The sequence below is a fragment of the Nocardia vulneris genome (genome assembly GCF_001613425.1).
Taxonomy (GTDB): Bacteria; Actinomycetota; Actinomycetes; order Mycobacteriales; family Mycobacteriaceae; genus Nocardia; species Nocardia vulneris.
This window is the reverse complement of record NZ_BDCI01000022.1, coordinates 193,572-216,612: the sequence shown is the minus strand read 5'-3', so window position 1 is coordinate 216,612 and position 23,041 is coordinate 193,572. Positions and strand designations below refer to the sequence as shown.

The 23,041-nt window shown below is 66.9% G+C and carries 24 protein-coding genes and 1 tRNA gene; 14 read left to right on the top strand and 11 right to left on the bottom strand.

What is annotated here, in order from left to right; translation table 11 throughout:
* Positions 1–10 precede the first annotated feature (10 nt).
* From NVU01S_RS24210 to NVU01S_RS24200, 3 genes are read right to left on the bottom strand one after another with little or no spacing between them, the layout of a single operon-like run.
* Positions 11–382 carry a DUF742 domain-containing protein gene (locus NVU01S_RS24210; RefSeq protein ID WP_029900002.1) on the bottom strand — a complete coding sequence of 124 codons (372 nt, stop codon included), beginning with the start codon at positions 380–382 and terminating at the stop codon, positions 11–13.
* Positions 383–389: 7 nt separating this feature from the next.
* Positions 390–797 carry a roadblock/LC7 domain-containing protein gene (locus tag NVU01S_RS24205; protein ID WP_014988302.1) on the bottom strand — a complete coding sequence of 136 codons (408 nt, stop codon included), beginning with the start codon at positions 795–797 and terminating at the stop codon, positions 390–392.
* Positions 794–3,571: a sensor histidine kinase gene (locus NVU01S_RS24200; protein WP_043676419.1), complete on the bottom strand. Its 2,778-nt coding sequence runs from the start codon at positions 3,569–3,571 to the stop codon at positions 794–796. Before NVU01S_RS24200 ends, NVU01S_RS24205 begins: the two co-directional genes overlap by 4 nt.
* Positions 3,572–3,934: 363 nt before the next feature.
* Here NVU01S_RS24200 and NVU01S_RS24195 point away from each other — a divergent pair, with 363 nt between their 5' ends.
* Both NVU01S_RS24195 and NVU01S_RS24190 read left to right on the top strand, forming a co-directional pair.
* A complete protein-coding gene (locus NVU01S_RS24195) occupies positions 3,935–4,621 on the top strand; it encodes a response regulator transcription factor (protein WP_014988300.1) in 687 nt (228 codons plus the stop codon).
* 8 nt (positions 4,622–4,629) lie between these two features.
* Positions 4,630–6,102 carry a sensor histidine kinase gene (locus tag NVU01S_RS24190; RefSeq protein ID WP_042257683.1) on the top strand — a complete coding sequence of 491 codons (1,473 nt, stop codon included), beginning with the start codon at positions 4,630–4,632 and terminating at the stop codon, positions 6,100–6,102.
* Between the two features lie 34 nt (positions 6,103–6,136).
* Here the strand turns inward: NVU01S_RS24190 and NVU01S_RS24185 are convergent, their stop codons facing one another.
* Positions 6,137–6,409, bottom strand: coding sequence for a hypothetical protein (locus tag NVU01S_RS24185; RefSeq protein WP_167829422.1), 273 nt, complete (start codon positions 6,407–6,409; stop codon positions 6,137–6,139).
* 817 nt (positions 6,410–7,226) lie between these two features.
* Between NVU01S_RS24185 and NVU01S_RS24180 the strand changes: the two genes are divergently transcribed.
* The 5 genes from NVU01S_RS24180 to NVU01S_RS24160 all read left to right on the top strand — a co-directional run bounded on the left by NVU01S_RS24180 (position 7,227) and on the right by NVU01S_RS24160 (position 12,151).
* Positions 7,227–8,654 carry a trypsin-like peptidase domain-containing protein gene (locus NVU01S_RS24180; protein WP_082032235.1) on the top strand — a complete coding sequence of 476 codons (1,428 nt, stop codon included), beginning with the start codon at positions 7,227–7,229 and terminating at the stop codon, positions 8,652–8,654.
* An 80-nt stretch (positions 8,655–8,734) separates the two neighbouring features.
* On the top strand, positions 8,735–9,229 hold the full coding sequence (locus NVU01S_RS24175) for a MogA/MoaB family molybdenum cofactor biosynthesis protein (RefSeq protein WP_244467391.1): 495 nt from the start codon (positions 8,735–8,737) through the stop codon (positions 9,227–9,229).
* A 700-nt stretch (positions 9,230–9,929) separates the two neighbouring features.
* Entirely contained in the window at positions 9,930–10,604 is a 675-nt protein-coding gene (locus NVU01S_RS24170; protein ID WP_029900007.1) for an MspA family porin, read from the top strand.
* A 72-nt stretch (positions 10,605–10,676) separates the two neighbouring features.
* Positions 10,677–11,339, top strand: coding sequence for an MspA family porin (locus tag NVU01S_RS24165; protein WP_043676414.1), 663 nt, complete (start codon positions 10,677–10,679; stop codon positions 11,337–11,339).
* A 161-nt stretch (positions 11,340–11,500) separates the two neighbouring features.
* The gene (locus tag NVU01S_RS24160) at positions 11,501–12,151 is read left to right on the top strand and encodes an MspA family porin (protein ID WP_043676411.1); all 651 of its coding nucleotides are present in this window, start codon (positions 11,501–11,503) and stop codon (positions 12,149–12,151) included.
* A 79-nt stretch (positions 12,152–12,230) separates the two neighbouring features.
* On the opposite strand, the gene mscL is transcribed toward NVU01S_RS24160, so the two are convergent.
* The 4 genes from mscL to NVU01S_RS24140 form a co-directional block, all read right to left on the bottom strand.
* Positions 12,231–12,635: a large conductance mechanosensitive channel protein MscL gene (gene mscL / locus NVU01S_RS24155; RefSeq protein WP_042257692.1), complete on the bottom strand. Its 405-nt coding sequence runs from the start codon at positions 12,633–12,635 to the stop codon at positions 12,231–12,233.
* A 217-nt stretch (positions 12,636–12,852) separates the two neighbouring features.
* Positions 12,853–13,503 (bottom strand): SAF domain-containing protein, encoded by a 651-nt coding sequence (locus NVU01S_RS24150; protein ID WP_043676408.1) that lies wholly within the window; start codon positions 13,501–13,503, stop codon positions 12,853–12,855.
* An 88-nt stretch (positions 13,504–13,591) separates the two neighbouring features.
* Complete coding sequence (locus tag NVU01S_RS24145; RefSeq protein WP_043676468.1) at positions 13,592–13,903, bottom strand: FmdB family zinc ribbon protein; 312 nt, start codon at positions 13,901–13,903, stop codon at positions 13,592–13,594.
* 68 nt (positions 13,904–13,971) lie between these two features.
* Positions 13,972–14,568, bottom strand: a complete 597-nt coding sequence (locus NVU01S_RS24140) for a 5-formyltetrahydrofolate cyclo-ligase (RefSeq protein ID WP_043676465.1) — start codon at positions 14,566–14,568, stop codon at positions 13,972–13,974.
* A gap of 80 nt (positions 14,569–14,648) precedes the next feature.
* Here NVU01S_RS24140 and NVU01S_RS24135 point away from each other — a divergent pair, with 80 nt between their 5' ends.
* From NVU01S_RS24135 to NVU01S_RS24115, 5 genes are all read left to right on the top strand, one after another.
* On the top strand, positions 14,649–15,605 hold the full coding sequence (locus NVU01S_RS24135; protein WP_043676407.1) for a UTP--glucose-1-phosphate uridylyltransferase: 957 nt from the start codon (positions 14,649–14,651) through the stop codon (positions 15,603–15,605).
* A 152-nt stretch (positions 15,606–15,757) separates the two neighbouring features.
* A complete protein-coding gene (glp, locus tag NVU01S_RS24130) occupies positions 15,758–17,017 on the top strand; it encodes a molybdotransferase-like divisome protein Glp (RefSeq protein ID WP_014988287.1) in 1,260 nt (419 codons plus the stop codon).
* Positions 17,018–17,029: 12 nt separating this feature from the next.
* Positions 17,030–17,680: a GNAT family N-acetyltransferase gene (locus tag NVU01S_RS24125; RefSeq protein WP_043676463.1), complete on the top strand. Its 651-nt coding sequence runs from the start codon at positions 17,030–17,032 to the stop codon at positions 17,678–17,680.
* Positions 17,681–17,957: 277 nt separating this feature from the next.
* Complete coding sequence (gene sepX, locus NVU01S_RS24120) at positions 17,958–19,148, top strand: divisome protein SepX/GlpR (RefSeq protein ID WP_175068914.1); 1,191 nt, start codon at positions 17,958–17,960, stop codon at positions 19,146–19,148.
* Between the two features lie 133 nt (positions 19,149–19,281).
* Positions 19,282–19,354 (top strand) — tRNA-Ala (locus tag NVU01S_RS24115).
* Between the two features lies 1 nt (position 19,355).
* Here the strand turns inward: NVU01S_RS24115 and NVU01S_RS24110 are convergent.
* From NVU01S_RS24110 to NVU01S_RS43565, 3 genes are all read right to left on the bottom strand, one after another.
* Positions 19,356–20,258, bottom strand: a complete 903-nt coding sequence (locus NVU01S_RS24110; RefSeq protein WP_209444836.1) for a recombinase zinc beta ribbon domain-containing protein — start codon at positions 20,256–20,258, stop codon at positions 19,356–19,358.
* Positions 20,259–20,691: 433 nt separating this feature from the next.
* Positions 20,692–21,015: a hypothetical protein gene (locus NVU01S_RS24105; protein ID WP_043676402.1), complete on the bottom strand. Its 324-nt coding sequence runs from the start codon at positions 21,013–21,015 to the stop codon at positions 20,692–20,694.
* Positions 21,016–21,017: 2 nt separating this feature from the next.
* A complete protein-coding gene (locus NVU01S_RS43565; RefSeq protein ID WP_156161765.1) occupies positions 21,018–21,194 on the bottom strand; it encodes a hypothetical protein in 177 nt (58 codons plus the stop codon).
* Positions 21,195–21,355: 161 nt separating this feature from the next.
* Here NVU01S_RS43565 and NVU01S_RS44630 point away from each other — a divergent pair, with 161 nt between their 5' ends.
* Both NVU01S_RS44630 and NVU01S_RS44625 read left to right on the top strand, forming a co-directional pair.
* The gene (locus tag NVU01S_RS44630; RefSeq protein WP_280140799.1) at positions 21,356–22,060 is read left to right on the top strand and encodes a helix-turn-helix domain-containing protein; all 705 of its coding nucleotides are present in this window, start codon (positions 21,356–21,358) and stop codon (positions 22,058–22,060) included.
* A complete protein-coding gene (locus NVU01S_RS44625; RefSeq protein ID WP_209444834.1) occupies positions 22,045–22,566 on the top strand; it encodes a hypothetical protein in 522 nt (173 codons plus the stop codon). Before NVU01S_RS44630 ends, NVU01S_RS44625 begins: the two co-directional genes overlap by 16 nt.
* Positions 22,567–23,041: the final 475 nt, after the last annotated feature.

The following is a 23,041-nucleotide window of genomic DNA, read 5'->3' as shown; positions in this document are numbered from 1 at the left end:
CCCGATCTTCCTATAGGGCACGGAGTCCACGCAAAGTCCTCTCCATCAAACTACGACGCTCGTCGAAACTCGCTTCGTCGGTCAGTGTCGAATGCACCCGCAGGATGCCGTCGACGACGAGGTCACCGATCATCACCCGGACCATGCCCAACGGGCGATCCAGATGCGCGGCGATCTCGGCGACCGACAACCGGTGGGTGCCGAGCCGAAGGATATCCGTGCGGACATCACCGGTTGGCCAGTCGAGATGCGCAGTGTAGGACAAGGTCTCGATGACCGCCTCCATCGGCAGGTCGACCGCGGGCTCGGTACGCCCCGAGGTCAGGGCATACGGTCGGACGCGAGTGGTCGGTTTAGGTCCAGGTCCGAATGGATTGGACATCTCACGCTCAAACCGCGGTGCGGGCGGTGGCCGTGACCACCGAGCCGACCCGGTCGACCAGCAACGCCATCTCGTAGCCGATCCGGCCGATGTCGTGCGACTTGTTGGCCAGCACAGCGATGTGCGAGCCGTTGCCCACACTCATCACCAGCAGGTAGCCGCGCTGCATCTCCACGATCGACTGCATCACCTTGCCGCCGTCGAAGAGCGAGGCCGCCCCCATCGACAGACTGGCCAGGCCGGCCGTGACGGCAGCGAGTTGCTCGGCACGATCGGCGGGTAGGTGCGGGCTGGTCGCCTGCAGCAGGCCGTCGGCCGACACCAGCACGGCATGGGACACGCCGGGCACGTCCCGGGTGAACCGGGCGACCAGCCAGTTCAGGTTCTCATCCGTGGTGCTGTTCGCGTTGGTCATGCAAGCCCTCCGTCGTTGTACTGCGCATTGGCCCGCCCACTGCGGACCCCACTGAGATGCCTGGTGAGGTTGTTCCGGATCTCCTCCGGGTCACGGGCTCCCGATTCGTCTGCTTGGGCCAGGCCGCCGGGGACGAGTTGCGCGCCCGGCGTGCGGATAGGAAGTCCACCGGTCGTGCGACCGGTCGGGGTGGGGCGGGTCGCCTCTTCGGCGGCCATCCAGCCCGCGTCGGCGGGCGAAGTCCAGGTCGTCTCGGCCCCTTGCGAACTCGCGGGCTCGACCAGCCATTCCGAGACCATGCGCTGATAGATCGGGGTCGGCGAGGCGCCGGCCACCGGCTGCAACCGCGACGAGGTCGCCGTGGGTTCCGGCTCCGGTTCCCGCTCCGGCGCAGCCGCGGGCGGTTCGGGCTGCGGCGCGTTGGCGGGCCGCCGGATCGGCAGGCCGGACCGCGACGTGGTCGCCCGGACGGTGGGTTCGGTGGCGCCGCTGTGCTCGTCGAGGTCGAGCGAGCTCGTGCGTTCCGGCTCGGTCCACAGGTTCGCGGGACGTTCCTGTTCGGCGTCGGCCGTGCGATTCGTGCCGTTGCCCGCCTCGCTCACCGTCGGCGGGCCGAACGGCGACCGATCGTCGGTCGGGGTGTTGATCGACCACGGCTGGGTCGGCGGCTGCGAATCCGGGTCGCTGTCCGGGGTATTGGTGCGCGCGGCCATCGACACCGAGGGCTGACCCGGTGCCTCGGCGACCCGGATGGCCGGCCGGCGTTGCGGCAGGCCGGAATTGGTCACATCGAATCGTGGTGTGCTCTGCTGCGGCAGATTCGGCACCGGAACCAGGTTGCGCGGCTGGGTGTTGCGCGTCTGACCGGTGGACACGGCGTAGTCGCCGGTCATGTGCACCGGCGGATGGCCCGATGGGTCCGTGGCGTCCAGCGGTGGGGAGACCAGGCCTCCCGGCAGGTGCACGCTCGCGGTGATGCCGGGCTGCTGCGCCATCGTGGAGGTGCGGCGCAGATTCGCGGTGATCGTGTGCCGCTTCGCCAACCTTCCGACGACGAAAAGGCCCATGCGGCGCGCGGTCTCGACGGTGACCTCGCCACCGGAGCTCAATCGGTCGTTGATGGCGCGCAGGTCCTCGGTCGACATGCCGAGTCCGCGGTCGACGATCTCGATCAGGTAGCCACCGTCGACGGCCCTGGCCACCGAGACGGTGACCGGGGTGGTGGGCGGTGAGTAGCGAAGGGCGTTATCGATCAGCTCGGCGAGCAGATGTTCGATATCGATGGCGGGCTCACCGGCGACCACGCCGTCGGGCACCGCGGTGATCTCGACCCGCTGGTAGTCCTCGACCTGGGAGACCGCGCTCCACAGCATGTCGGAGAGCTGCACCGGGTGCAGCTGGCCACGGCGCAGCGCGGTGCCCGCGAGCACCAGCAGGTTGTCGCCGTTACGCCGCATGCGGGTGGCGAGGTGGTCGAGGCGGAACAGGCTCTGCAGCCGCTCGGTATTGTCTTCGTCGTGCTCGAGGTCCTCGATCAGGGCCAACTGCTGCTCGACGAGCGACTGGCTGCGCCGGGACAGGGTTTCGAACATGCTGCCGATCTGCAGGCGCAAGCGGGCCTGTTCCGCGGCCAAGTGCAGCGACGCCTGGTGGATGTCGTCGACCGCGCGGGCCAGCTGACCGATCTCTTCGGTGGTGCTGACGTCCACCGGTGCGATCTCCGGCGTCGCGCCGCCGGCCCGCACCACCTCGATCTCCTTCGGCAGATCCACGTGTGCGACCTGCAACGCGTCGTGCCGCAGACGGCGAATCGGCAATACGAGCGAGCGCGCGACCGCGAGTGCCAAGGCCAGACCGGCGAGTAGCGTGCCCACCACGATCGCGACGTCACGCAGCACGGCGCTGCGCAGCTCCGTGGTCCGATCGGCGAGCTTGGTGTCGACCAGGTCGAGCAGGGTGCTCGTGGCCTGGCGGTAGCTGTCGGTGCTCGTCTTCAGCGAATCGACGATGGCCTGGTTACCGCTCGGGTTGCTCGGGTTCTGGCCGAGGGCGCCGATGCGGGCCTGCACCGCCTGGATCAAAGTCGGTGCGTTGATCGCGGATTGGGGGCTCAGCTCGGTGTAGATGTTCACCATCACGAGTTCGGCGCCGAGGGTGGTCAGCATGTTGCCGAGCACCGCCATGTTGTTGCCCGGACCCGCGGTCGCGACCATGATCTGTTCCTGGGTCAGCACGCGGTTCGCGTTCGCGATCAGACCGAGCTGCAGGAAGTAGCGCTGGATGATCACCTCTTCGATCGAGGAGGACACCGAGGTCGCCGTCACGATCCGGGTACCGACCTCACCGGCCTGCTCGCCGATGGTCATGGGCGACGCGGTGCGCAGGCCGTTGCGCATGGTGCGGCCGACCGCGATCGCCGCGCCGAGTTCCTTGGCGAAGCTGTCCCCGGACTTACCGACCCGCAGCGCGGTTTCCAGATCGGCGGCCGCCTGATCGAACTTGGCCGCGATCGGGTCGAGCTGCTCGTCGGGCTTCGCGGTGATCGCAGCGACCGCGAGCGTCTCGGTGGCCGCGCCGAACGCGAGCATCGGGCGCAGCACGCGTGCCTGCTCGGTGGCCGCGTCGAGCTTCGAGATGACCCCGAGTTCGTCCTTGATGCGGAGTCCGGCGAAGGCCGAGGCGAGCAAGACCGGTAGCAGCAACACGATGCCGACCTTGCGCGTGACCGACAGGTTGGACAGGCTGAAATACCAGGAACGCGGTTTTGCTTCCATTCCGCTTCCGTCGCCTCCACTCCGCGCAGGGCCCTCGGGACGGCACGTGCTGTTCAACGTATATGGGATCTACCCGCCGAGAACCAACTAAAGGTCTTCTTTTTACCGCACGGAACATACCGCGCAGACGGACCGTCGGCAATCTGGGGGACAAGGTCTGATGGTGCCCGAATATGGCTACACGTAACAGGTTTCGCGTTGCACTACTTCGAGAGTCTACAGACTAACTGGACAGATGATCTAGTTGGCTCGAGTACGCCGTTTGCTGATTGGCTGCTGTCGCCGGAGGGCCGTCGCGCCCGGCACGGCGTGTCGGAGGTCCCCTCTCAGTCGGCTCTCAGTCGATACGGTCAAACTGGTCGCATGCGCATTCTGGTAGTAGACGACGATCGCGCCGTCCGCGAGTCGCTGCGCCGGTCGCTGACCTTCAACGGCTACTCCGTCGACCTCGCGGTCGACGGGGTGGATGCCCTGGAAAAGGCAACCGATCAGCGACCGGACGCGTTGGTGTTGGACGTGATGATGCCGCGGATGGACGGCCTCGAGGTCTGCCGGCGGTTGCGCAGTACCGGTGACGATCTCCCCATTCTGGTTTTGACAGCACGGGATTCGGTGTCCGAGCGCGTTGCCGGACTCGACGCCGGCGCGGACGACTATTTGCCGAAACCCTTCGCATTGGAAGAATTGCTCGCCCGTTTGCGCGCACTGTTGCGACGCACCACCGCCGATCCCGGCGAGACATCGGAGGCAATGACGTTCGCCGATTTGTCGCTGGATCCGGTGACCCGGGAGGTTTCTCGCGGCGAACGGGCGATCAGTCTCACCCGCACCGAGTTCTCGTTGCTGGAAATGCTGATGGCCAATCCGCGTCGGGTGCTGACCCGTAGCCGCATCCTCGAGGAGGTCTGGGGTTACGACTTCCCGACCTCGGGCAACGCGCTCGAGGTGTACATCGGATATTTGCGGCGCAAGACCGAAGCCGACGGCGAGCCCCGGCTCATTCACACCGTGCGCGGTGTCGGCTATGTCCTGAGGGAGACACCCCCCTAGGGGACGCCATGGCACGAAATGTTCCGAAGCGGCCGGTGGTCGCCGGGCTCGGTCAACCGGAGCCCCCCGAAATGCGCCCCCCCATCCCACTCACCCGCTCGGTCTCCCTGCGCTGGCGGGTCACCCTACTGGCCGCGTCCGTCGTCGCGATCGCGGTCGCGGTCACCTCGATCGCGGCCTACGCGATGGTGGCTCGTTCGTTGTACGGCGACGTCGACGCACAGTTGCGGACCCGGGCCGCGACGATGATCAACAGCGATATCGACAACATCCCGTTCCAGTCGTTGACCATGGCGACACTGTTCTCCAACGACATCGGTGTCGGGATCATCTACCCGATTCCGTCCGGTGCCCCGGCGGGCACGGTGTCCGGATATGTGCCCCCACAGCCGGCCAAGCCGCCGATCGGCCCCGAGGAGCTGGCGGTTGCCCGAAACGAGATGCCTTCGTCGTTGCGTACGTACAAGAACCAGCGGGTGCTGGCGAGGCGCACCGACACCGGTGTCACGCTGGTGATTTCACAGCGGCTGGAGCCGACGAGGGCCGTGCTCGACCGACTCGCCTGGCTGTTGTTCGTGGTCGGCGGCTGTGGCGTCGTCCTGGCTGCGGCGGCGGGTACCGCGGTCGGCCGTACCGGTCTGCGGCCGATTGCGCGGCTCACCGCGGCGACCGAGCGTATCGCCCGTACCGACGATCTGACGCCCATCCCGGTCACGGGCGATGACGAATTGGCGCGCCTCACCGAGAGTTTCAACACCATGCTGCGCGCGCTGAACGAATCACGGGACCGCCAGCGCAGATTGGTGGCCGACGCCGGACACGAGTTGCGGACGCCGCTCACGTCGTTGCGGACCAATATGGAATTGCTGATCGCGTCCAGCAGGCCGGGCGCCCCGCGCCTGCCCGATGAGGACATGGCAGAACTGCGGGCCGACGTCATGGCCCAAATCGAGGAACTGTCCACTCTGGTAGGCGATTTGGTCGACCTGGCCAGGGAGGACGCGCCCGAAGCCGTGTACGACCGGGTCGATCTCGGCGAAGTCACCGAGCGCGCGCTGGAGCGAGTCCGGCGGCGGCGTTCCGGGATCGAGTTCGTCGCGGGTCTGCGTCCCTGGTTCGTTTACGGCCACGAAGCCGGTTTGGAGCGCGCGATCCTCAACGTGCTGGACAACGCCGCGAAATGGAGCCCGGGCGGCGCACAGATATACGTCACGATGCACGACACCGGAGCCGGTCTGCTCGAGTTGGTGGTCGACGACGCAGGTCCCGGGATCCCGCCCGCTGAACGGGAATTGGTGTTCGAGCGGTTCTATCGAACCACGGCGTCGCGCTCTATGCCTGGTTCCGGGCTCGGTCTATCGATCGTCAAGCAGGTGGTGACCAAACACGGCGGAACCATCGCCATCGATGCCTCGCCGCGCGGCGGCACCCTGGTCCGCATCGTGCTGCCCGGCGAAGCGGGCGTGGCCACGGTCGAGTGAGTCACCACTTACCCGACCGTAGCCACAACGTGTACTACCGCTTGATTTCACAATTCCGAGCCAATGCGCCGAGGGAAGCCGCGAAACTTTCCGCATCGCGTACCGCGTTTCGCATGGCTTCGGCAGCATCCGCGCCGGTTCCGGCTCCGCCGATCGTCCCGGCGTATCGTCCGTCCGGGCCGTAGGCGAGGCAGGACACTTCGATTCTGACTTGTGCCGAAGCAGTACCGGCACCGACGGCCAATGCCGGTATCGTGAAACCGAGCAGAGCGGCGGCGAAAACAATAACCTTCTTCATGGGTACCATCTACTCTCTATAATTTGACAACGATGGCAGGCTTTGCGTGGAAGTGTCGGAGGGCGGTGAATTTCGCACTCGCGTCAGCTCTGGACCTCGTCGGTGGGCACGGCGGCGTGCTACGCGAAACCACAGCTCAACCACGTCCTGGACCGCTGGTCAACCTGCGGCTACGCGTAACTCATCAGCTTGCTTTGTAAATTGACCCACTGAACCAGTCGTGTAGTACGTCGATTGGCGAGGACTGCGAATGGATGCCAACTCTGAAATATCGAGTGTTACCGTCGCAGCTATTTTGTTGCTGCGGGAACCATAGCGTGGGGCGGAGTCGCAGATCCTGCGCAGCTGAAAGCTGCGGATTGTATGAAGGCTATCCGAGCGTGCAACTTTTCGATCAACATTAATCCCCACCCCAGAATTGTGTTGTCACTCGTCAAAGGAAGCAGTCGGTAGCTTATCGCAGCGATGTGAACACGGCAATGGTTTTGTGCCTCAAGGGGTTTCGGGTGGTGTCGTCGCATGATGTCGCGGAGGGTTTGCTCGCGAAGTCGCAGCCGGATGGTAATCCCCCGATAGATGCCGTCAGAGCGGGTCGCTATCAGTTGCGGGTGCGCACTGCCATGAGTGGCGCGCGACGCACTGCGCGTCCGCAGGTCGGTGCGTACGCTGTTGCCTGGGCGCGGGGGAGTTCGGCCCGGTAGTGGGTGGCCGCGTGCGGCCGCGAGAAGTGGGTAGACATCTCGGACAATTGAAAGCACGGTCTCAGTCCGCTCTCAGTCGTCGTCGTCAAGCTGGTCGGCAGACGTTGAGGAGAAACGAGGAGTCCATGACCGAGGATTCGCAGGACCGGCGGGACGAGGCGGCGAACGCCACGCCCGACCGGCCGCAGCCGACCGAACAGATCCCGGCAGCACCGGCGAACCAGCCGTACGCAGCGGATTCCGCCTATGCGCCGCACAGCTACGGGACGTTCGAAGGTCAGCATCCGATGGGTCACTATCCGCCGCCCCAGCACACGCAGCCGTTCCCCGGCCCCGAGTACGGCGCGCCGCCGCCCTACGATCCGCACGCCGGCTTCGATCCGCAAGCGCCGCAGGGCGGCCCGTTCGAGGAGCCCAAGCCGCCGCGCCGCCCGATCCGGACCGGACTGGTCGCGGGCGCGGTGGCGCTGGCCCTGGTCAGCGGTGGCGTCGGCGGCGCGGTCGGCGCCCTGGTCAGCCATTCCGACACCGGGAGTTCGGTCGTCACCAACGCGCTGGACCAGCCGAAGCCGAACGTCAACAACGTCTCCAACGCACCGGCCGGATCGACGCAGGCGGTGGCGCAGAAGGTGCTGCCCAGCGTGGTGATGATCAAGGTGGCCAGCAGCCGGGCCGAGGGCGAGGGTTCCGGTGTGGTGCTGTCTTCCGACGGCCTCATCCTGACCAATAATCACGTGGCCGCCGGCGGTGGCCCGAACGCCAAGATGGAGGTCATGTTCTCCGACGGCAGCACCGCGCCCGCCACGATCGTCGGCGCAGACCCCGTCTCCGACCTGGCCGTCATCAAGGTCAGCGGCAAGTCCGGCCTGACCCCGATCGAACTGGGCACCTCGTCGAACCTGCAGGTCGGCCAGCCGGTCGTGGCGATCGGCTCGCCGCTCGGCCTGGCGGGCACGGTCACCACCGGCATCGTCTCCGCGCTGAACCGCCCGGTCTCGACCAGCGGTGAGGGCGCGCAGAATCCGGCCGCCGCGAACCCGGTGATCGATGCGATCCAGACCGACGCCGCGATCAACCCGGGTAATTCCGGTGGCGCGCTCGTCGACGGCAGTGGCAAGCTCATCGGCATCAACACCGCCATCGCCAGCCTGGGCGGCGGCGAGGTGGGTGTCGGTCAGCAGAGCGGCTCGATCGGCCTCGGCTTCGCCATCCCGGTCGACCAGGCCCGCCGCGTCGCCGACGAACTCATCAAGACCGGTCACGCGACGTACGCGCAGATCGGCGTCAAGATCCAGAAGCAGGACACCGCCAACGGCGCACGGGTGCTGGAATCCACCCCGGACGGGCCGGCCGCCAAGGCGGGCATCCCCGCGGGCGTGGTCGTCACGAAACTGAATGACCGGACCATCGATTCGGGCGATGCGCTCGTCGCCGCGGTCCGCTCGCACCAACCAGGAGACAAGGTGAAGGTCACCTATACCGATGAACAAGGCAACAATCCGAAGACCGTCGAGGTGACCCTCACCGGTGCGCCCGCGGACGGCGGGCGGTGATGCGCGTGCTGCAGGGCGGGTGGACTCCGCTGCTCGACACGGCCGCCGACGTTCTCGGCGCAGGCGCTACGGTGAGCACCATGGAAAGCGATGCTCCTGTGGCGGGGCGTGCTCTGGTGGTGGTCGTCGATGATCGAACGGCGCATGGAGGTGTTGACTCGCTCGGTCCGCTGGTCACCGAGCTGCTCACCGAAGCGGGCTTCCTGGTGGACGCCTCGGTCTCGGTGCAGGCCGACGAGGTCGAGATCCGCAATGCGCTGAACACCGCGGTGATCGGCGGTGTCGACCTGGTCATCTCGGTCGGCGGCACCGGTATGTCGCCGCGCGACGTCACTCCCGAGGCCACCTCGCAGGTCCTCGATCGCGAACTGCCCGGCATCAGCGAGGCGCTGCGCTCCTCCGGCCGGGTGGCGGGTTCGCTCGACGCGGGTCTGTCCCGCGGTGTCGCGGGCGTTTCCGGCAGCACCCTGGTGGTGAACCTGCCGGGCACCCGGGCCGCCGTGCGTGACGGTATGGCGACGCTCGGCCCGCTGGCGAGCAAAGTGATCGGCGAACTCTCCGGATTGGTCGAATAATTACGGTTTCCAGTTCTTCCGACGACATCCCTCGTCCGGCGGCGCGCCGGGCGGGGGATGCGGCGCGTCTGGCCGCTATCTTCGGCGACACCCTCCCAGACACTACGCGCGACGAACGCGATCACGATTCGGATAACGCATCTTCGACCGATGATTGGCTGCGTTCCCAGATTCCCCCGCATCACGGATGATTGCCGATATCTACGTAGTTGCTACGTAACGTCCAGTCGGCTTCCCGGCGAATTACCCGCCGATGTTTCAGATACGGGATCCTTCTCCCGTTCTCATACGGCCCTGTCCCGTATTCAGCGCTTGGCGTTTTGGTGACTCGGTCGGCACCGTCCGGTCGGTCCGACTGTCTCCGCCACGCAATTTGCGCACGTCAAATAGCATTCTTTCGTTAACGAGTGTGATCTACATCACATTGATCTTTACGAAAGCTCGCGTTGCAGTGCCGTTACCTAGCGTTTAATGTTCGCCACGAGCCACCCACACTGGACTTCATCGGCCCGGGTACGGCACGTACGCGTCGACCCGGCGGAACCTGGCTCGGTTCCGTTGCCAGCCGGAGCGTCGCGGCGACCTTTAATTGCTGGTTACACACCGGCAACAAAAGGGCGACAAACTGAGCTGGGCCTGCGAGGACCACTGTCCAGCCTCGATGGTCGAGGCTGACTGTTTTAACCTGATGAGGGGAAGTATGAGCGAGAACCGCACCAACGGTCTGCGCCGCGGTGCCCGCGTCGCGGGCGTCGGCGCTGCCGCTGCCGTGGCCATGGGCCTCCTTTCGACCGGCGCTGCCAGCGCTGATGTTTTTGTGCCGTTGCCGGACGGCCAGAAGCTCGGACCGGGCGTGACCATTACCCGCACCGGAGAGCACGCCATCGTCTCGCCGTCGCTTGCGGCCAACGGCGCAGGCCGCGTCGTCTGGGTTTCCGGAAACGCCTCGGCGGATGTCACCGAGACCCCCGAGGGCAAGGTCGGCCCCTGGAACGGCGCGACGAACAAGCCCGGCACCAACAACTCCTCGACCCACGGCACGTCCCAGCTCAACACCGGTTACATCATCGGCTGCCAGGTCAGCATCGCCGATGACGCGATCTCCGTCGGTGTCTCGGGCAAGGTCGACCTCACCAGCGGTGGCGTCGGCGGCTCCATCGGCCTGAACCTGGGCCCCGGTGACGTCAAGTTCGTCCAGATCGAACTGAAGGACATCACCAAGCCCGGCGCCTACTCGGTCGAGTACCAGGACGTCGAGATGGAAATCCAGGGCTGCGCGGGCTACGCCCAGGCGCGCTCCTACACCGTGGTCGAGATCATCGGTGACAACTACTCGAAGACCACCCTCTACGGGGCGCCGTTCAGCATCGGCTGACGACTGTCGAATTCTCGAATTGTTGAACACCTTTCTCGCTGAAACGAACTCAACCCCTGAGGGATTTAACAAATGATCAACCGTAAGAACTTGGTGCGGGCAGCCGGTGTCGGTGCCGCCGCAACCATCGCCATGGGCCTGTTCTCCATCGGTGCCGCGAATGCGGACACCTTCGTGCCGCTGCCCGGCGGCGAGATCACCAAGACGCTGTCCGACGGCACTGTGGTGACGGTCCGCCTCGTCAACGAGTCGGCGAACATCAACCCGTCCATGGGCTCGACTCCGGTGCACCGCAACGCGTGGGTGTCCGGTTCGGCGCAGGTCGAGATCAACGGCTCCGCGACGGGCAAGATCCGTCCGGGCTACGTGGTCGGCTGCCAGGTCAACATCGACGGCGGCGGTGCCAACGGCGGCGTCGACGCCAGCGGCAAGTGGGACGGTAGCAGCGGCGATGTCGGCGCCAGCGGCGGCGGCAACCTGACCCTCGGCCCGGGCCAGGCGACCTCGTTCTACCTGCTCGACCGTGAAGTTGCCGACGACTTCGGCAACGAGGATCACTCGACCCAGATCACCTTCAAGAACGGCAAGGGCTCGGTCACCTGGGCCGACTCCACCATCGGCCTCGGCGGCTGTGCCGGCTACGCGCAGGCTCGCGCGTTCGTCAAGGTCAAGGTCGAGACCGACAACGTCATGTCCTACGTGACGCTGTGGGGCCAGCCGTTCAGCCTCGGCTGACGTCTGATCTCACCTCGCACGACATAAGCGGGCCCGTCGCCACCGCGACGGGCCCGTTTTGGTGTTTCCTGTCTGCCGCCGCTACCAGCGCCGAGGCAGGGCTGTCCTCGGTTCTCCACTCGCAGTTGCGAATTCGTTCCGCTAGGGGTCGACAAAACACGATGATCAACCGCAAGAATCTGATGCGCCGGGCCGGGCTCGGCGCCGCCGTCACCGTCGCGATGGGCCTGTGCGCCACCGGCACGGCCGATGCCGGTACCTTCGTCGCGCTGCCGGGCGGTGAGCTGTCCAAGACGCTGGCCGACGGCACCGTGGTGACGATCGAGTTGGCCGGCGAATCGGTCGATATCGAACCGTTCATGGGCCTGCTGCCGCTGCCGCGCAACGCCGCGGTCTCCGGCCGGGTGCGGGTCGAGTTGTCCGGGCCGCCCGAAGGCAAGGCCGGTTCGATCTTCCCGGGCTATACCGTCGGCTGTGAGGCCGATGTCAGCGGCGGTGCCGCCGGGGATCTGGACGCGGCCGCACCGCGCACGGCTGCCGTCACCGATGGCACGCTGGTGCTCGGCCCGGGCCAGGTGCAGTCGTTCTATGTGCGCGACCTGGAGCAGGCGGGCGATCTCGGGACCGAGGTGTACACGGCGCGTAACCAATTCGAGGGCAGCAGCGGTTCGGTCAGCTGGACCAACGAGAACATCGCCCTCTACGGCTGCAGCGGGCCCGCGCAGGCGCGCGCGTTCGTCAGCCTCAGCGTGGAAACCGACCAGCTCGTCACCTGGATCACGTTGTGGGGGCAGCCTTTCAGTCTCGGCTGATACCAAAGGCCAACCAGCGCAAGTCGAAACAAGCCCGTCGCGCTGGCGACGGGCTTGTGCTGTTGCTGGGCAACAGGTTTCAGGACTCGTGTTTGCCGCCTGCGCTGCGCTGCCCCTCGGCCAGCAGGTCGCGGATCTGGATGAGCAGTTCGGTGTCGCTGAGCTCGACCGCCTCTTTGCTGAACTTCTTCTTCACGTGGGTGGCGGGCAGAACCAGCACGAAGTACAGCACGGCGGCGATGATCGCGAAGTTGATCGCCGCGGTGATGATCGGGCCGACCTGGACGAAGGTCGCGGGTTTGTCGGCAACCAACTGGAAGCCGAGCCCCAATTCGTTGCTGCCGCCGAAGACGGCCAGGATCGGATTGACGATGCCGTTGGTGAATGCGGTGACGATCGCGACGAACGCGGTGCCGATGACCACGGCAACCGCCAGGTCCACGACATTTCCGCGGAACAGAAAATCCTTGAAACCCTTGAGCATTGCCGATGTCTCCTCTACTTGTGGAGCTGACAAGTCGAGCTGGCCGGGCGACACCTACCGGTACGGGCGATGCTAGTTGACCTTGATGGCAAATGTGTGGACAACATCCGAGCGGCCGTCTCGCCCGCAGTGCGCGTCCGGCCGGGATCGCCTGCTGCGATCGGAACAACGATCCGCTCGGAGCGCTTCTCGGCCGACCTGGGTGTTGTCCGTCTGCTCAGTGGAAGACGACGGCGAGCGCGGTGTGCAGGGACGCGGCCGCGACCACCGCGGCATGTTCGGCGTCCATCGCGACCAGCACCACCCGCTCCTTGACGCCGCGTCCGTCCCCGGGACCGGACACCAGGACCACCGCGGCATCGGTGGCCAGGGTGCGGGCGGGCCTGCTGCCCTGTTCTTCGCCGCCGATCACGTCGACCCGATCGCCGGCGCGCAGGATTTCGGTGACCGCGGTGTCGGCGAGCCGGATGGGCACGATTCTGGCGTCGCGCGCGCCGGTCGCGACGGCGGCCAGCCGCGACCCGACCACCCGGAGATCGGTGAACACTTCGCCGGCGCGCACGGCACCGGTCAGCGTCGCGCCGACGACCGTCGCTGGGTCACGGACGACGCCCTCGGGTAGCGCTGCGGCTTCCCGCTCGGCGGTGCGCAGATCATCGGCTTCGAGGACTCGGCCCGGCGCGAGGTCACGGCCCGCGACGACCACGGTCGCGCGTTCGGAACCCGGATCACCGCGCAGAAACAGGAGCACCGCCGCTACGACCAGTCCGGCGGCCAGCAGCCGCCGTACCAGCAGGCTGTCGGCCCAGGGTGGTCGCTGCCACGTCGCGAAGTGTTCGCGACCGAGATCGGCGAAGGGGCGAGTCATGGTCGGATCTTATGATCGCGGCCACCCTCGATCGGCGCAGGAAAGGGGCTGCTGTGGATAAACGAAGAGCCTGTGGATAACTCGCAGATCAGCTGGCCACGGCGGTGCTCGCCGTGCTGCTGCTGCCGTTGGACGAGCTGGCATCCGAGGACGTCGAGGAGCTCGAACCGTTGTCGGACTTGCCGTTGTCGGATTTCGCGGGCTCGCTCGCGGTGGACGCGCCGCCGCGGCTGTCGGTGCGGTAGAAGCCGCTGCCCTTGAACACGATGCCGACCGAGTTGAACAGCTTGCGCAGCTTTCCGGAGCACTCCGGGCAGACCGTCAGCGACTCGTCGGAAAAGGACTGAACGATGTCGAAGCGGTTATCACACTGGGTGCACGCATACGAGTAAGTTGGCACAGCATCCTCCGCGAGTTTCGTCATCTGGCACTCTACAGCCGACAGTGCCAACGTTGCCAATCCGCTGTTCATTCCGCCGCGTGATCTTCGCCGAGCCGTTGCAGCCCGCCGCGCGGCGTGAGCGCCCAGCCCATCCGCAGATCGTGCGGCTCCTCGGGCAGCCTGGGCACCACCTCGTCGTCGCGGACCACCGCGACCAGCCGGGCGTCGTCCCGCGCGGCGGCCAGCGTTCGGTCGTAATAGCCAGCCCCGCGCCCGAGCCGCACGCCGCGCCGGTCCACCGCGAGCGCGGGCACCAGGATCAGCTCGGCCCAGCCGACCGCCGCGCTGGTCAGCGCCGCGCCGGTGGGTTCGAGCAGGCCGAACCTGGCGCGCCGCAAGCTTTCCCGGCCCAGGTACTCGGCCCAGTCCAGTGGTCCGGGCGGGCCGGTCACCGGGAGCAGTACGCGCGCGCCGGCCGTCCGCATCGCGTCGAGCAGTTCGAGCGACCCCGGTTCACCACGTACGGGCACGTACGCGCACACCCAGCCGTCCAGGTCGAGGCCGGTGACCGCGGCGGCGAGGGCGTGGGCTTCGGCCGCGTGCTCGTCGGGCGACAGTGCCGTACGTCTCGCAAGAATTTCGGTGCGCCATGCATGTTTCTCGCGCTCGCCGGGCATCTCCATGGCGATCACCATAGGCTGGCCGGAATACCGGTCGGCTCGACAGCGAGTCAGAGGCTGTGACGGATGGATAGGGTAATCGCATGACAGCAAAGGCCGGACAACCCGGCGATGCCGCGCCGGCATCGTGCTTCCGCACGGCCGTGGTCCCCGCAGCCGGGCTCGGCACACGGTTCTTGCCCGCGACGAAGACGGTGCCCAAAGAGCTGTTGCCGGTGGTCGACACCCCCGGCATCGAGCTGGTCGCCGCCGAGGCCGCGGGCTCCGGCGCGCAGCGGTTGGTGATCGTCACCTCACCGGGCAAAGACGGTGTGGTCGCGCACTTCGTCGAGGACCTGGTGCTGGAGGGCACCCTCGCCGAGCGCGGCAAGTTCCAGCTGCTGGAGAAGGTGCGCAAGGCGCCCGGCCTGCTCGATGTCACCTCGGTGGTGCAGGAGGAACCGCTGGGCCTCGGTCACGCGGTCGCCCAGGCCGAGGCCGCGCTGGACGACGACGAAGACGCCATCGCCGTGCTGCTGCCGGACGATTTGGTGCTGCCCTCCGGCGTGCTCGACGTGATGTGCCGGGTCCGCCGCAAGCGCGGCGGCACCGTGCTGTGCGCGATCGACGTGCCCAAGGACGAGGTCAGCGCCTACGGCGTCTTCGATGTCGCGACCGTGCCGGACGCGGTGAATCCGAATGTGCTGCGGGTCAAGGGCATGGTGGAGAAGCCCGCCCTCGCCGACGCGCCGTCCACTTTCGCCGCGGCGGGCCGATACCTGTTGGACCGCGCGATCTTCGACGCATTGCGCCGGATCGAGCCGGGCGCCGGCGGTGAATTGCAGCTCACCGACGCGATCGCGCTGCTGATCGCCGAGGGACATCCGGTTCATGTCGTGGTGCACCGTGGGTCGCGCCACGATTTGGGGAACCCGGGCGGCTATCTTCGTGCTGCGGTCGATTTCGCTTTGGAACGCGACGAATACGGCCCTGCCCTGCGGGAGTGGCTGCAACATCGGCTCGGTCCCGACTGGGATCCGCAGCTGACGACCTACGAGTAGCGGTCGGCAGCCGACGGAGGTCAGCGTCGGGTTTCGCCGATAGTGGACCGTCGGGTACCAATGATGGTTCACCATCTCGCGTCGAATCGGTTGTGCCGAGGCGATATCGCGCGATGGAATCGGTGGCGTGCGAAGAGATCAGGAAGGGCTGGATGCGCTCGGTTGAGGATCAGCAGATCAAGGTGACCGCCGCGGCGGTCGCGCCTCGGCCGGTCCGGGTCGCGATTTCCGAGGCTCAGGGCCTGCTGTGCGCCGAGGACGTCGTCACCGAGCGGCCGCTGCCCGGCTTCGACCAGGCCGCGATCGACGGCTACGCCGTGCGCAGCGTCGACGTGTCCGCCGCGGGCTCGGATATCCGCAACGAGGACGGCGATCTCGTCGACCTGACGCTGCCCGTGGTCGGTGAGGTCATCGCCGGATCCCGGCAGCCCATCCGATTACAGCCGCGTCAGACCGTCCGGGTCGACACCGGTGCTCCGCTGCCGACCCTCGCCGATGCCGTGCTGCCGTTGGACTTCACCGACGGTGGCCGCGCGAAGATCAAGATCTACGAACCGGTCCGCTCCGGCGATTACGTGCGGCGTATCGGCGACGACGTGCAGCCCGGCGACGTCGCGGTGCGCGCGGGCACCATCATCGGTGCGGCGCAGGTGGGGCTGCTCGCCGCGGTCGGGCAGGACAAGGTGCTCGTGCATCCGCGGCCGCGGCTGTCGGTGATCTCGGTCGGCGGCGAACTCATCGATATCGATCGCACGCCCGGTCCGGGCCAGGTCTACGACGTCAACTCCTACGCGCTGGCCGCGGCGGCCCGGGACGCGGGCGCGGATGTGAACCGGGTCGGCATCGTCAGCGCGGACCCGCGGCGGCTACGCGACGTGGTCGAGGGGCAACTGGTGCGCTCCGAGGTCGTCGTCATCGCGGGCGCGGTCGGCGGCTGGGCCTCCGAACAGGTCCGGGAGGCGCTGGAGGGGCTCGGCGAACTCGAAATCGCCCGCGTCGCCATGCATCCCGGCTCGGTCCAGGGTTTCGGCCGGCTCGGCCGCGACGAGGTGCCGACCTTCCTGCTGCCGTCCAACCCGGTCGGCGCGCTGGTCGTGTTCGAGGTGATGGTGCGTCCACTGATCCGGATCGCGCTGGGGCGCAGGCATCCCATGCGGCGAATCATCATGGCCAGGACCATCACCCCGATCAGCTCCATGGCTGGGCGCAAGGGGTACCTGCGTGCGCAACTCATGCGCGACGAGGCCACCGGCGACTACCTCGTGCAACCACTCGGCGGCGGCGCCGGCGCCTCCTCGCACCTGCTCGCCACCCTGGCCGAGGCCAACAGCTTGATCGTGATCGATCCCGATGACACCGAGATCCGCACCGGCGACGAGGTCAGGGTCGCTTTCCTCGCACAGCGCGGCTGAGACGTGGAGACGATGAACGTATTCCGGGTCACCCAGCATCCGGGCTGGCCCGCGCGGCTCGGTCCGCTCCGGGTCCCGGCCGGACAGGTGAGTTTGCGCCCGGTGCGCCTGCGCGACGCCGCCGCTTGGAGCCGAATCCGGTTGCGGGACAGGGAACATCTGGAGCCGTGGGAGCCCACCGGGCGCGGTGCCTGGGAGGCGCGCAACCACGCGTCCAACTGGCCGTCGCTGTGGTCGAGCCTCAAGGCCGAGGCTCGGCGCGGCGCGATGATCCCGCTGGTGATCGAGGTCGACGGCCATTTCAGCGGGCAGCTCACCGTCGGCAATATCGTGCGCGGGGCGCTGCGTTCAGGCTGGATCGGCTATTGGGTCGCGAAGGATCTCGGCGGCAAGGGCGTCGCCACCGCCGCGCTCGCGCTCGGCCTCGACCACTGCTTCGGCGAGGTCGGCCTGCACCGAGTCGAGGCCACCGTGCGCCCGGAGAACCTGGCCAGCCAGGCCGTGCTGCGCAATGTCGGCTTCCGTGAGGAAGGCCTGTTGCGCCGCTACCTCGATGTGGACGGCGCCTGGCGCGATCATCTGCTGGTCGGGATCACCGTCGAGGAGCTGACCGGCACCGTCGTGGACCGTTTGATTCGGGAGGGCCGGGCTACTCCGCTCTGACTATCCGGACACTCCCGGAGCATTCGACGCGCGGCAGAAATGGTTACTTTGTGACAGGTGTGGCGGATGTGCACGGCGCGCCTGCCGGATGTCGACGTGTCACGGAATTAACCTACGGACGTCGGAGGTGCGTCTTGCGCCCCCGGCAGGGAGCCTGCGAGGCGACCGGCGCCCGTGCGGTAGCGACGGACGGAGGCCGGACGTACGCGGGGCGTGCTGCGCACCGCTCGCCGGCCGAATGGACCGAATCCAGGCGGGGACGGAGGTGCTGACCGCGATGCCGAACTCGATTCTGTGGATCGGGCTGGTCGTGCTCTGGGTCTTCGTCCTGTTCCCGATCCTCGCCGACCGGCACCCGCGGATCCGCCGGACCACCGACGCCGCGCTCGCCACCCGAGTGCTGCACCGCGGAGATTCCAAGCGGCGCACCAAGAGTGGCCCGGCCGCCGGGCACGAAACCGATCCCAACTGGCGGCCCCGCCGCACACAGAGAAAGTATGCCCACAGCGATGATGCGGAGGACCGGATGACAACACCGGCCGACGACCCCGTCACCGAAGGTGACCCGCCCGCGATCGCCGAATCAGCGGCATCCCACCCCGAACCCGAGCGCGCCGACGCCGAACTCGCCGACGCCGAACTCGCCGACGCCGAACTCGCCGACGCCGAACTCGCCGACGCCGAACTCGCCGACGCCGAACTCGCCGACACCGACGATGCCGAGCGCGCGGACGCGGACTCCGACTCCGACTCCGCCGATTTCCCCGCCGACGATCTCGAATCCGACACTGTCGCAGCCGAAGTCGACGCACACCCCGGCGACGCGGCCGATGATGACGACGTGCACGACGACCAGGCGGAGCAAACCCGCCCCGAACCGGCGGCCGCCCGGATCCCGCCCGCGCGTTCCACCGTGCCCGCCCGCGTCGAACTCGATGATTACGACGCCGCCCGCGACGACTACGACGACGACTTCGACTACGTCCCCACCCGCCGCGGCCGCGGCGGCTACGACCCCGAAGCCGACGCCATCGCCCGCGCCGCCCGCTACACCTTCCGGCAGCGCGCCGTCCTCGGCCTCGTCCTCACCGCCCTGCTCTGCGGCGGCCTCGCCGTAGCGCTCAACCCCCTCTTCTGGTGGGGCTGCGGCCTGTCCTGCATGGTCCTCGTCGGCTACCTCACCTACCTACGCCGCCAAGTCCGCATCGAAGAGGACATCCGCCGCCGCCGCGCCGCCCGCCTCAGTCGCGCCCAGCAACTAGGCGAACCCGACCACCCTCACCACGCCCCCACCCCCCGCGGCAGCATGGACCGTGACACCGCCCGAGCCCTCCGCCGGCGCTCGTCCCTACTAGAGGTAGACGACGAGGACCCCATGTTCGACCACCTCGACCCCTTCGACCCGGCGACGGCACGAGCGCTCCGGGACCGGACGAGCGGGGACATGCGCCGGGCCGCAGGGGAGTGATCGCGACCTGCGACGCCGAAGGCGAGCGAACCACACCCCACGTAACTCCCCATAACCCCAGCTAAACCCCCCGATTCGGAGTCTCGCAGCATCCTTTGCTACAGTTGCACAGCGCGGTTCCCCGGAGCCGCACGGGGCTATAGCGCAGTTGGTAGCGCGTCTCGTTCGCATCGAGAAGGTCAGGGGTTCGATTCCCCTTAGCTCCACTCATCGTGTCATTGCACGAACCGATTCCATTGGGGTTGGTACCGCAGAAGCGGTACCAACCCCAATGTCGTTTCCGGGTTGGGGGATGCGGAAGGTGGGAACCAAGCAATCGGGACCGGTAATGGCAACCTGGGCGACGAGGGCCTCGATCAGTGCCTTGGCTTGGGTGCGGGTGCCGGTGGCGATTATTTCCGTTATGTGGTCGGCGATGCCGTCCAGCGTGGCGGGTTCCGGGGCTGTGGGTTCGTTGGCCAATGTGTCGGTGAGTTGGTCGCGGCGGGTGGCGAGCTGGGTTGTCTTGGTGCGCAATTCGCTGAGCCGTCCGGCGAGGAGTTCAGGGGCGAGGGTGCCGTTTTCGAAGGCGTTCAGGTAGCGGTCGGTAGCTTGCTGGGCTTTGGCGAGTTCGGTGGTGATGGTGGCCAGTTCGGCGCGGGTATCGCTGCTGGTGTCGTGGTGATGTCGCTGCTGAGCGTGAATGGCTTGGCTGATCAGGTCGTGGCGGGTGCGATAGAACTTGCCCAGTGCTTCGAGAACCGCCGCGTCGACGGAGTCGGCGTCGAGGCGGGTGAAATCGCACTTATCTGCGTCGTAGCGGGCGCGGTCGAAGCAGGTGTAGTAGCGGTAGGTGCGGGAGCGTCCGGTGGCGCGGGTGCCGATCATGGCGCGCCCGGCAGCGCGGGCAGCGTAAGCGTCCGGTGAGCAGGTAGTCCGAGGAGTTGGCGGCGCGGTGGGCGTGGGATTCCCCACGCGCGTCGAGGACTGACTGGGCGTGGTCGAAGATATGACGCCGAACGGGCGCGCATTGCGATGCGAGAAAAGCGCCCGATCGCCGTAGTCCCGGACATCGGCGATGCCCCGGGCATGGTGCGCGAAGAAACTCTGTCCCGCAATGTCGAAAAACACGGGTGTCTCTGCCAGTCCATGGGTGCCCGCCAATCCAAACGGCAATCGTCGGGATACTTTTCGCTATATCCGCCGCCTATTCAGCCGATACCGAAGGCCTTGGCGGACCATCTCGGTCCCGTCGCTGAGCGTGGTCCGTTGGCCCGTGGTCCAAGGAGAGTTGGTTACTTCCCGCGCCTCCACGCGGATTCTGGTACTCGAAATCGATGACCGCGAGCGGCTCGACGTCGATGAACTCCACAATCAGTCCGGCTTCCTCGAGCGCGGCTAGATCTTCGTGAGCGGCCGCGAGCAGGTCGTCGGAAGTGGATCACGGGGCCGACCCTGCCATCGGGGCCGACGGGTGCCCAGGACCCGTCGTGATATTGCAGCCACCCGGCAGGTCTGTCCCCGTTCAAGGGTGCTGTCACGCCTTCGAGAGACATCGCGGTGCCTAGCTCGTGACGCGAGGGATTCGGACCCAGGTGTTGCCGGGTGACGCGGTGATCACGGTAGCGATCTCAAGCAGTTCCTCGGGGATCTTGTGGTCGTCGAAATGCTCAGTGCTGGGCACGATTACGGCGTTGACGGCCAAGCGTGCGATGGCCACACGCAGCCGGTGTACCCGATCTTGCGTGTGTTCGCTGAATACGATCGTTTTCCTGAGGTCGTAGCCAGTTCTCCTGGCAGCGGCGTGGATTCGCAGCTCGTCTCGTGGCTGGTTCAGGCCCGAGACATCGCTACGCAGGAAACCCACGGCGGAGGGCAGCAGGCCCATGGTCACCACCCCCGGCTGATCGGGACGTAGGTGCGTGGCGACTCGGCGGCAAGTCTGGCCTGGATGTCGGCAACGGTGAGCCTCGGGCTCGTATGCCGTGGGCTGTCAGCGACACGGCCGAGCAGCGCGGTGACGAACAGTAGTAGCGAAATCAGTGTGGCGACGAGGATGATCGTCATGTCGGGTGTGCTCCTGCTCCCTGGAACGGTTCTGGAGTGCACCCGGCACCAGGGAATCACTGGTCCGGCGGCGGGTGCCCCACGACCGTGACATGTGCCCCAATTGACCAGGGGTACAAATTGTCCCCCTATGCCGTTGCGGTCCATGCGGAGATGGCGTCATGGTGCAAGACAACGAATTCGGTGCCCGATTGATGCGCCTGCGTCGGCAAGCAGGCATGACGCGCCCCATGCTCGGCGAACTCGCCGGCCGGTCGGGTAGCTGGGTCAAATCCCTAGAGACCGGCCGCCTGAAACTGCCACGTCTGCCCATGCTCATCCGCCTGGCCGAGATCCTCGACCTCAACGATCTAACCCAACTGACAGGCGAGCAACCACTGGCCCGCTCGGTCTACGCGAAGGCCACCCACCCCGCCCTACCCAAGGTCACCGAGGCGCTCGCCTCCTATCCGATCACGCCCAGCACCGACGACGCCGACCTATCACCCGAGGCGCTTGCCGCGCGTGTTCAGCAGGCATGGGTGCTGTGGCACGGTGCGGCCCACCAGCGCTCGGCTGTGGCGACCTTGCTGCCGAATCTGTTGTGCGATACGCGTGTTGCGGTCCGACAGCACGACGGTAAGGACCGCCGCCGCGTGCAGGCACTGCTGGCGCAGGTCTACCACCTCACTCAGCTGTATCTGTCGTTCCAACCACCCGCGGCGCTGGTGCTGATGTCCGGGGACCGCGCCATGACCGCCGCCCAGACGCCGACGACCCGCACGCGATGGCCGCTGCCGCCTGGTACGTCAACCACGTCTACCGCGACGCAGGCGAAGAACACGAAGCACGCGTCGAACTCGCGAACCAGATGTGCGCGCTGCTGAGCCCCGACAAGGCAGGTCCGGACCTCGCCCTGTGGGGACTGCTACACCTGGCAATGGCGCTGTCCTACGCCAAGATCGGTCGCGAGGGTGATTCCCTGCGCCATTGGGACGAGGCCGACCGGGCCGCGCGAGCTTTGGGCGAGGACTACGTGCACCCGTGGCTGATCTTCGGTCGTGCCATGGTCGACGCCTACATGATCACCATCCAGGCCGACCTCATGCACAGCGGCTACGCCATCCAACAAGCCGCGAAAGTCGACCTGGACAAGATGCCCTCAGCCACCCGCCGCAGCTTCCACACCGCCGAAACCGCACGCGCACACCACATGCACGACGAACCACTCGCCACCGTCACCCTGCTGTCGAAAGCGAACCGGGAATCGCCGGACACCTTCGGGTTCTCCCTCTTCGCGCGCTCCGCGGTGCCCGACCTCGTCGAGGGCGGCGGCGCGACGGTCCGCACCGACGCCGAACGCCTCGCATCGGTACTCGGACTGGAAGTTTGACACGGCGAACGCTCCCGTAACTTCCGAGCCGCGCCGTCGGAGGTTGTCGCTACGGAGCGTGCTTTCGCTCGTGCAGTGTGTCGCTGTTACGTTCAGTCACAACGGATGTCAGTCGGGCGGGTTGTGCCTACGCGGCCGGTTCAGGGCGCTTCTCGACTATCCGTGTGCAACAGCCTGCGGACTGAATTCACGAGAGAGCAGGGCGTTGCCGCTAATGGCGCTTCCGGCACCTGCGGTCCCCGCCCTGCACCACATGTGTGATTGCTACCAAAGGGGGTAGACCCTGGGCTGCTCGGTGACAGAAAAGATGGTGTTGAGCTGCGTCTATATGGTCATTGGGGCGTGGTGTCTTGATCGCCACCCCGATAAACACCCCGAAATCCACGCCGATAAACACCCCGAAAAGAGACAGTGCCGGTTGTCAGAGAGAGCCCCGCCCGCCCGCGCTCGCATGGTGGTGACTGCCCCACCTGGG

Excerpts from the sequence above, each read along its gene's own strand:
- NVU01S_RS24210 (WP_029900002.1), bottom strand. The coding sequence starts at position 382 with ATGTCCAATCCATTCGGACCTGGACCTAAACCGACCACTCGCGTCCGA.
- NVU01S_RS24205 (WP_014988302.1), bottom strand. The coding sequence starts at position 797 with ATGACCAACGCGAACAGCACCACGGATGAGAACCTGAACTGGCTGGTC.
- NVU01S_RS24200 (WP_043676419.1), bottom strand. The coding sequence starts at position 3,571 with ATGGAAGCAAAACCGCGTTCCTGGTATTTCAGCCTGTCCAACCTGTCG.
- NVU01S_RS24195 (WP_014988300.1), top strand. The coding sequence starts at position 3,935 with ATGCGCATTCTGGTAGTAGACGACGATCGCGCCGTCCGCGAGTCGCTG.
- NVU01S_RS24190 (WP_042257683.1), top strand. The coding sequence starts at position 4,630 with ATGGCACGAAATGTTCCGAAGCGGCCGGTGGTCGCCGGGCTCGGTCAA.
- NVU01S_RS24185 (WP_167829422.1), bottom strand. The coding sequence starts at position 6,409 with ATGGTACCCATGAAGAAGGTTATTGTTTTCGCCGCCGCTCTGCTCGGT.
- NVU01S_RS24180 (WP_082032235.1), top strand. The coding sequence starts at position 7,227 with ATGACCGAGGATTCGCAGGACCGGCGGGACGAGGCGGCGAACGCCACG.
- NVU01S_RS24175 (WP_244467391.1), top strand. The coding sequence starts at position 8,735 with ATGGAAAGCGATGCTCCTGTGGCGGGGCGTGCTCTGGTGGTGGTCGTC.
- NVU01S_RS24170 (WP_029900007.1), top strand. The coding sequence starts at position 9,930 with ATGAGCGAGAACCGCACCAACGGTCTGCGCCGCGGTGCCCGCGTCGCG.
- NVU01S_RS24165 (WP_043676414.1), top strand. The coding sequence starts at position 10,677 with ATGATCAACCGTAAGAACTTGGTGCGGGCAGCCGGTGTCGGTGCCGCC.
- NVU01S_RS24160 (WP_043676411.1), top strand. The coding sequence starts at position 11,501 with ATGATCAACCGCAAGAATCTGATGCGCCGGGCCGGGCTCGGCGCCGCC.
- mscL (WP_042257692.1), bottom strand. The coding sequence starts at position 12,635 with ATGCTCAAGGGTTTCAAGGATTTTCTGTTCCGCGGAAATGTCGTGGAC.
- NVU01S_RS24150 (WP_043676408.1), bottom strand. The coding sequence starts at position 13,503 with ATGACTCGCCCCTTCGCCGATCTCGGTCGCGAACACTTCGCGACGTGG.
- NVU01S_RS24140 (WP_043676465.1), bottom strand. The coding sequence starts at position 14,568 with ATGGAGATGCCCGGCGAGCGCGAGAAACATGCATGGCGCACCGAAATT.
- NVU01S_RS24135 (WP_043676407.1), top strand. The coding sequence starts at position 14,649 with ATGACAGCAAAGGCCGGACAACCCGGCGATGCCGCGCCGGCATCGTGC.
- glp (WP_014988287.1), top strand. The coding sequence starts at position 15,758 with ATGCGCTCGGTTGAGGATCAGCAGATCAAGGTGACCGCCGCGGCGGTC.
- NVU01S_RS24125 (WP_043676463.1), top strand. The coding sequence starts at position 17,030 with ATGAACGTATTCCGGGTCACCCAGCATCCGGGCTGGCCCGCGCGGCTC.
- sepX (WP_175068914.1), top strand. The coding sequence starts at position 17,958 with ATGCCGAACTCGATTCTGTGGATCGGGCTGGTCGTGCTCTGGGTCTTC.
- NVU01S_RS24105 (WP_043676402.1), bottom strand. The coding sequence starts at position 21,015 with ATGGGCCTGCTGCCCTCCGCCGTGGGTTTCCTGCGTAGCGATGTCTCG.
- NVU01S_RS43565 (WP_156161765.1), bottom strand. The coding sequence starts at position 21,194 with ATGACGATCATCCTCGTCGCCACACTGATTTCGCTACTACTGTTCGTC.
- NVU01S_RS44630 (WP_280140799.1), top strand. The coding sequence starts at position 21,356 with ATGGTGCAAGACAACGAATTCGGTGCCCGATTGATGCGCCTGCGTCGG.
- NVU01S_RS44625 (WP_209444834.1), top strand. The coding sequence starts at position 22,045 with ATGTGCGCGCTGCTGAGCCCCGACAAGGCAGGTCCGGACCTCGCCCTG.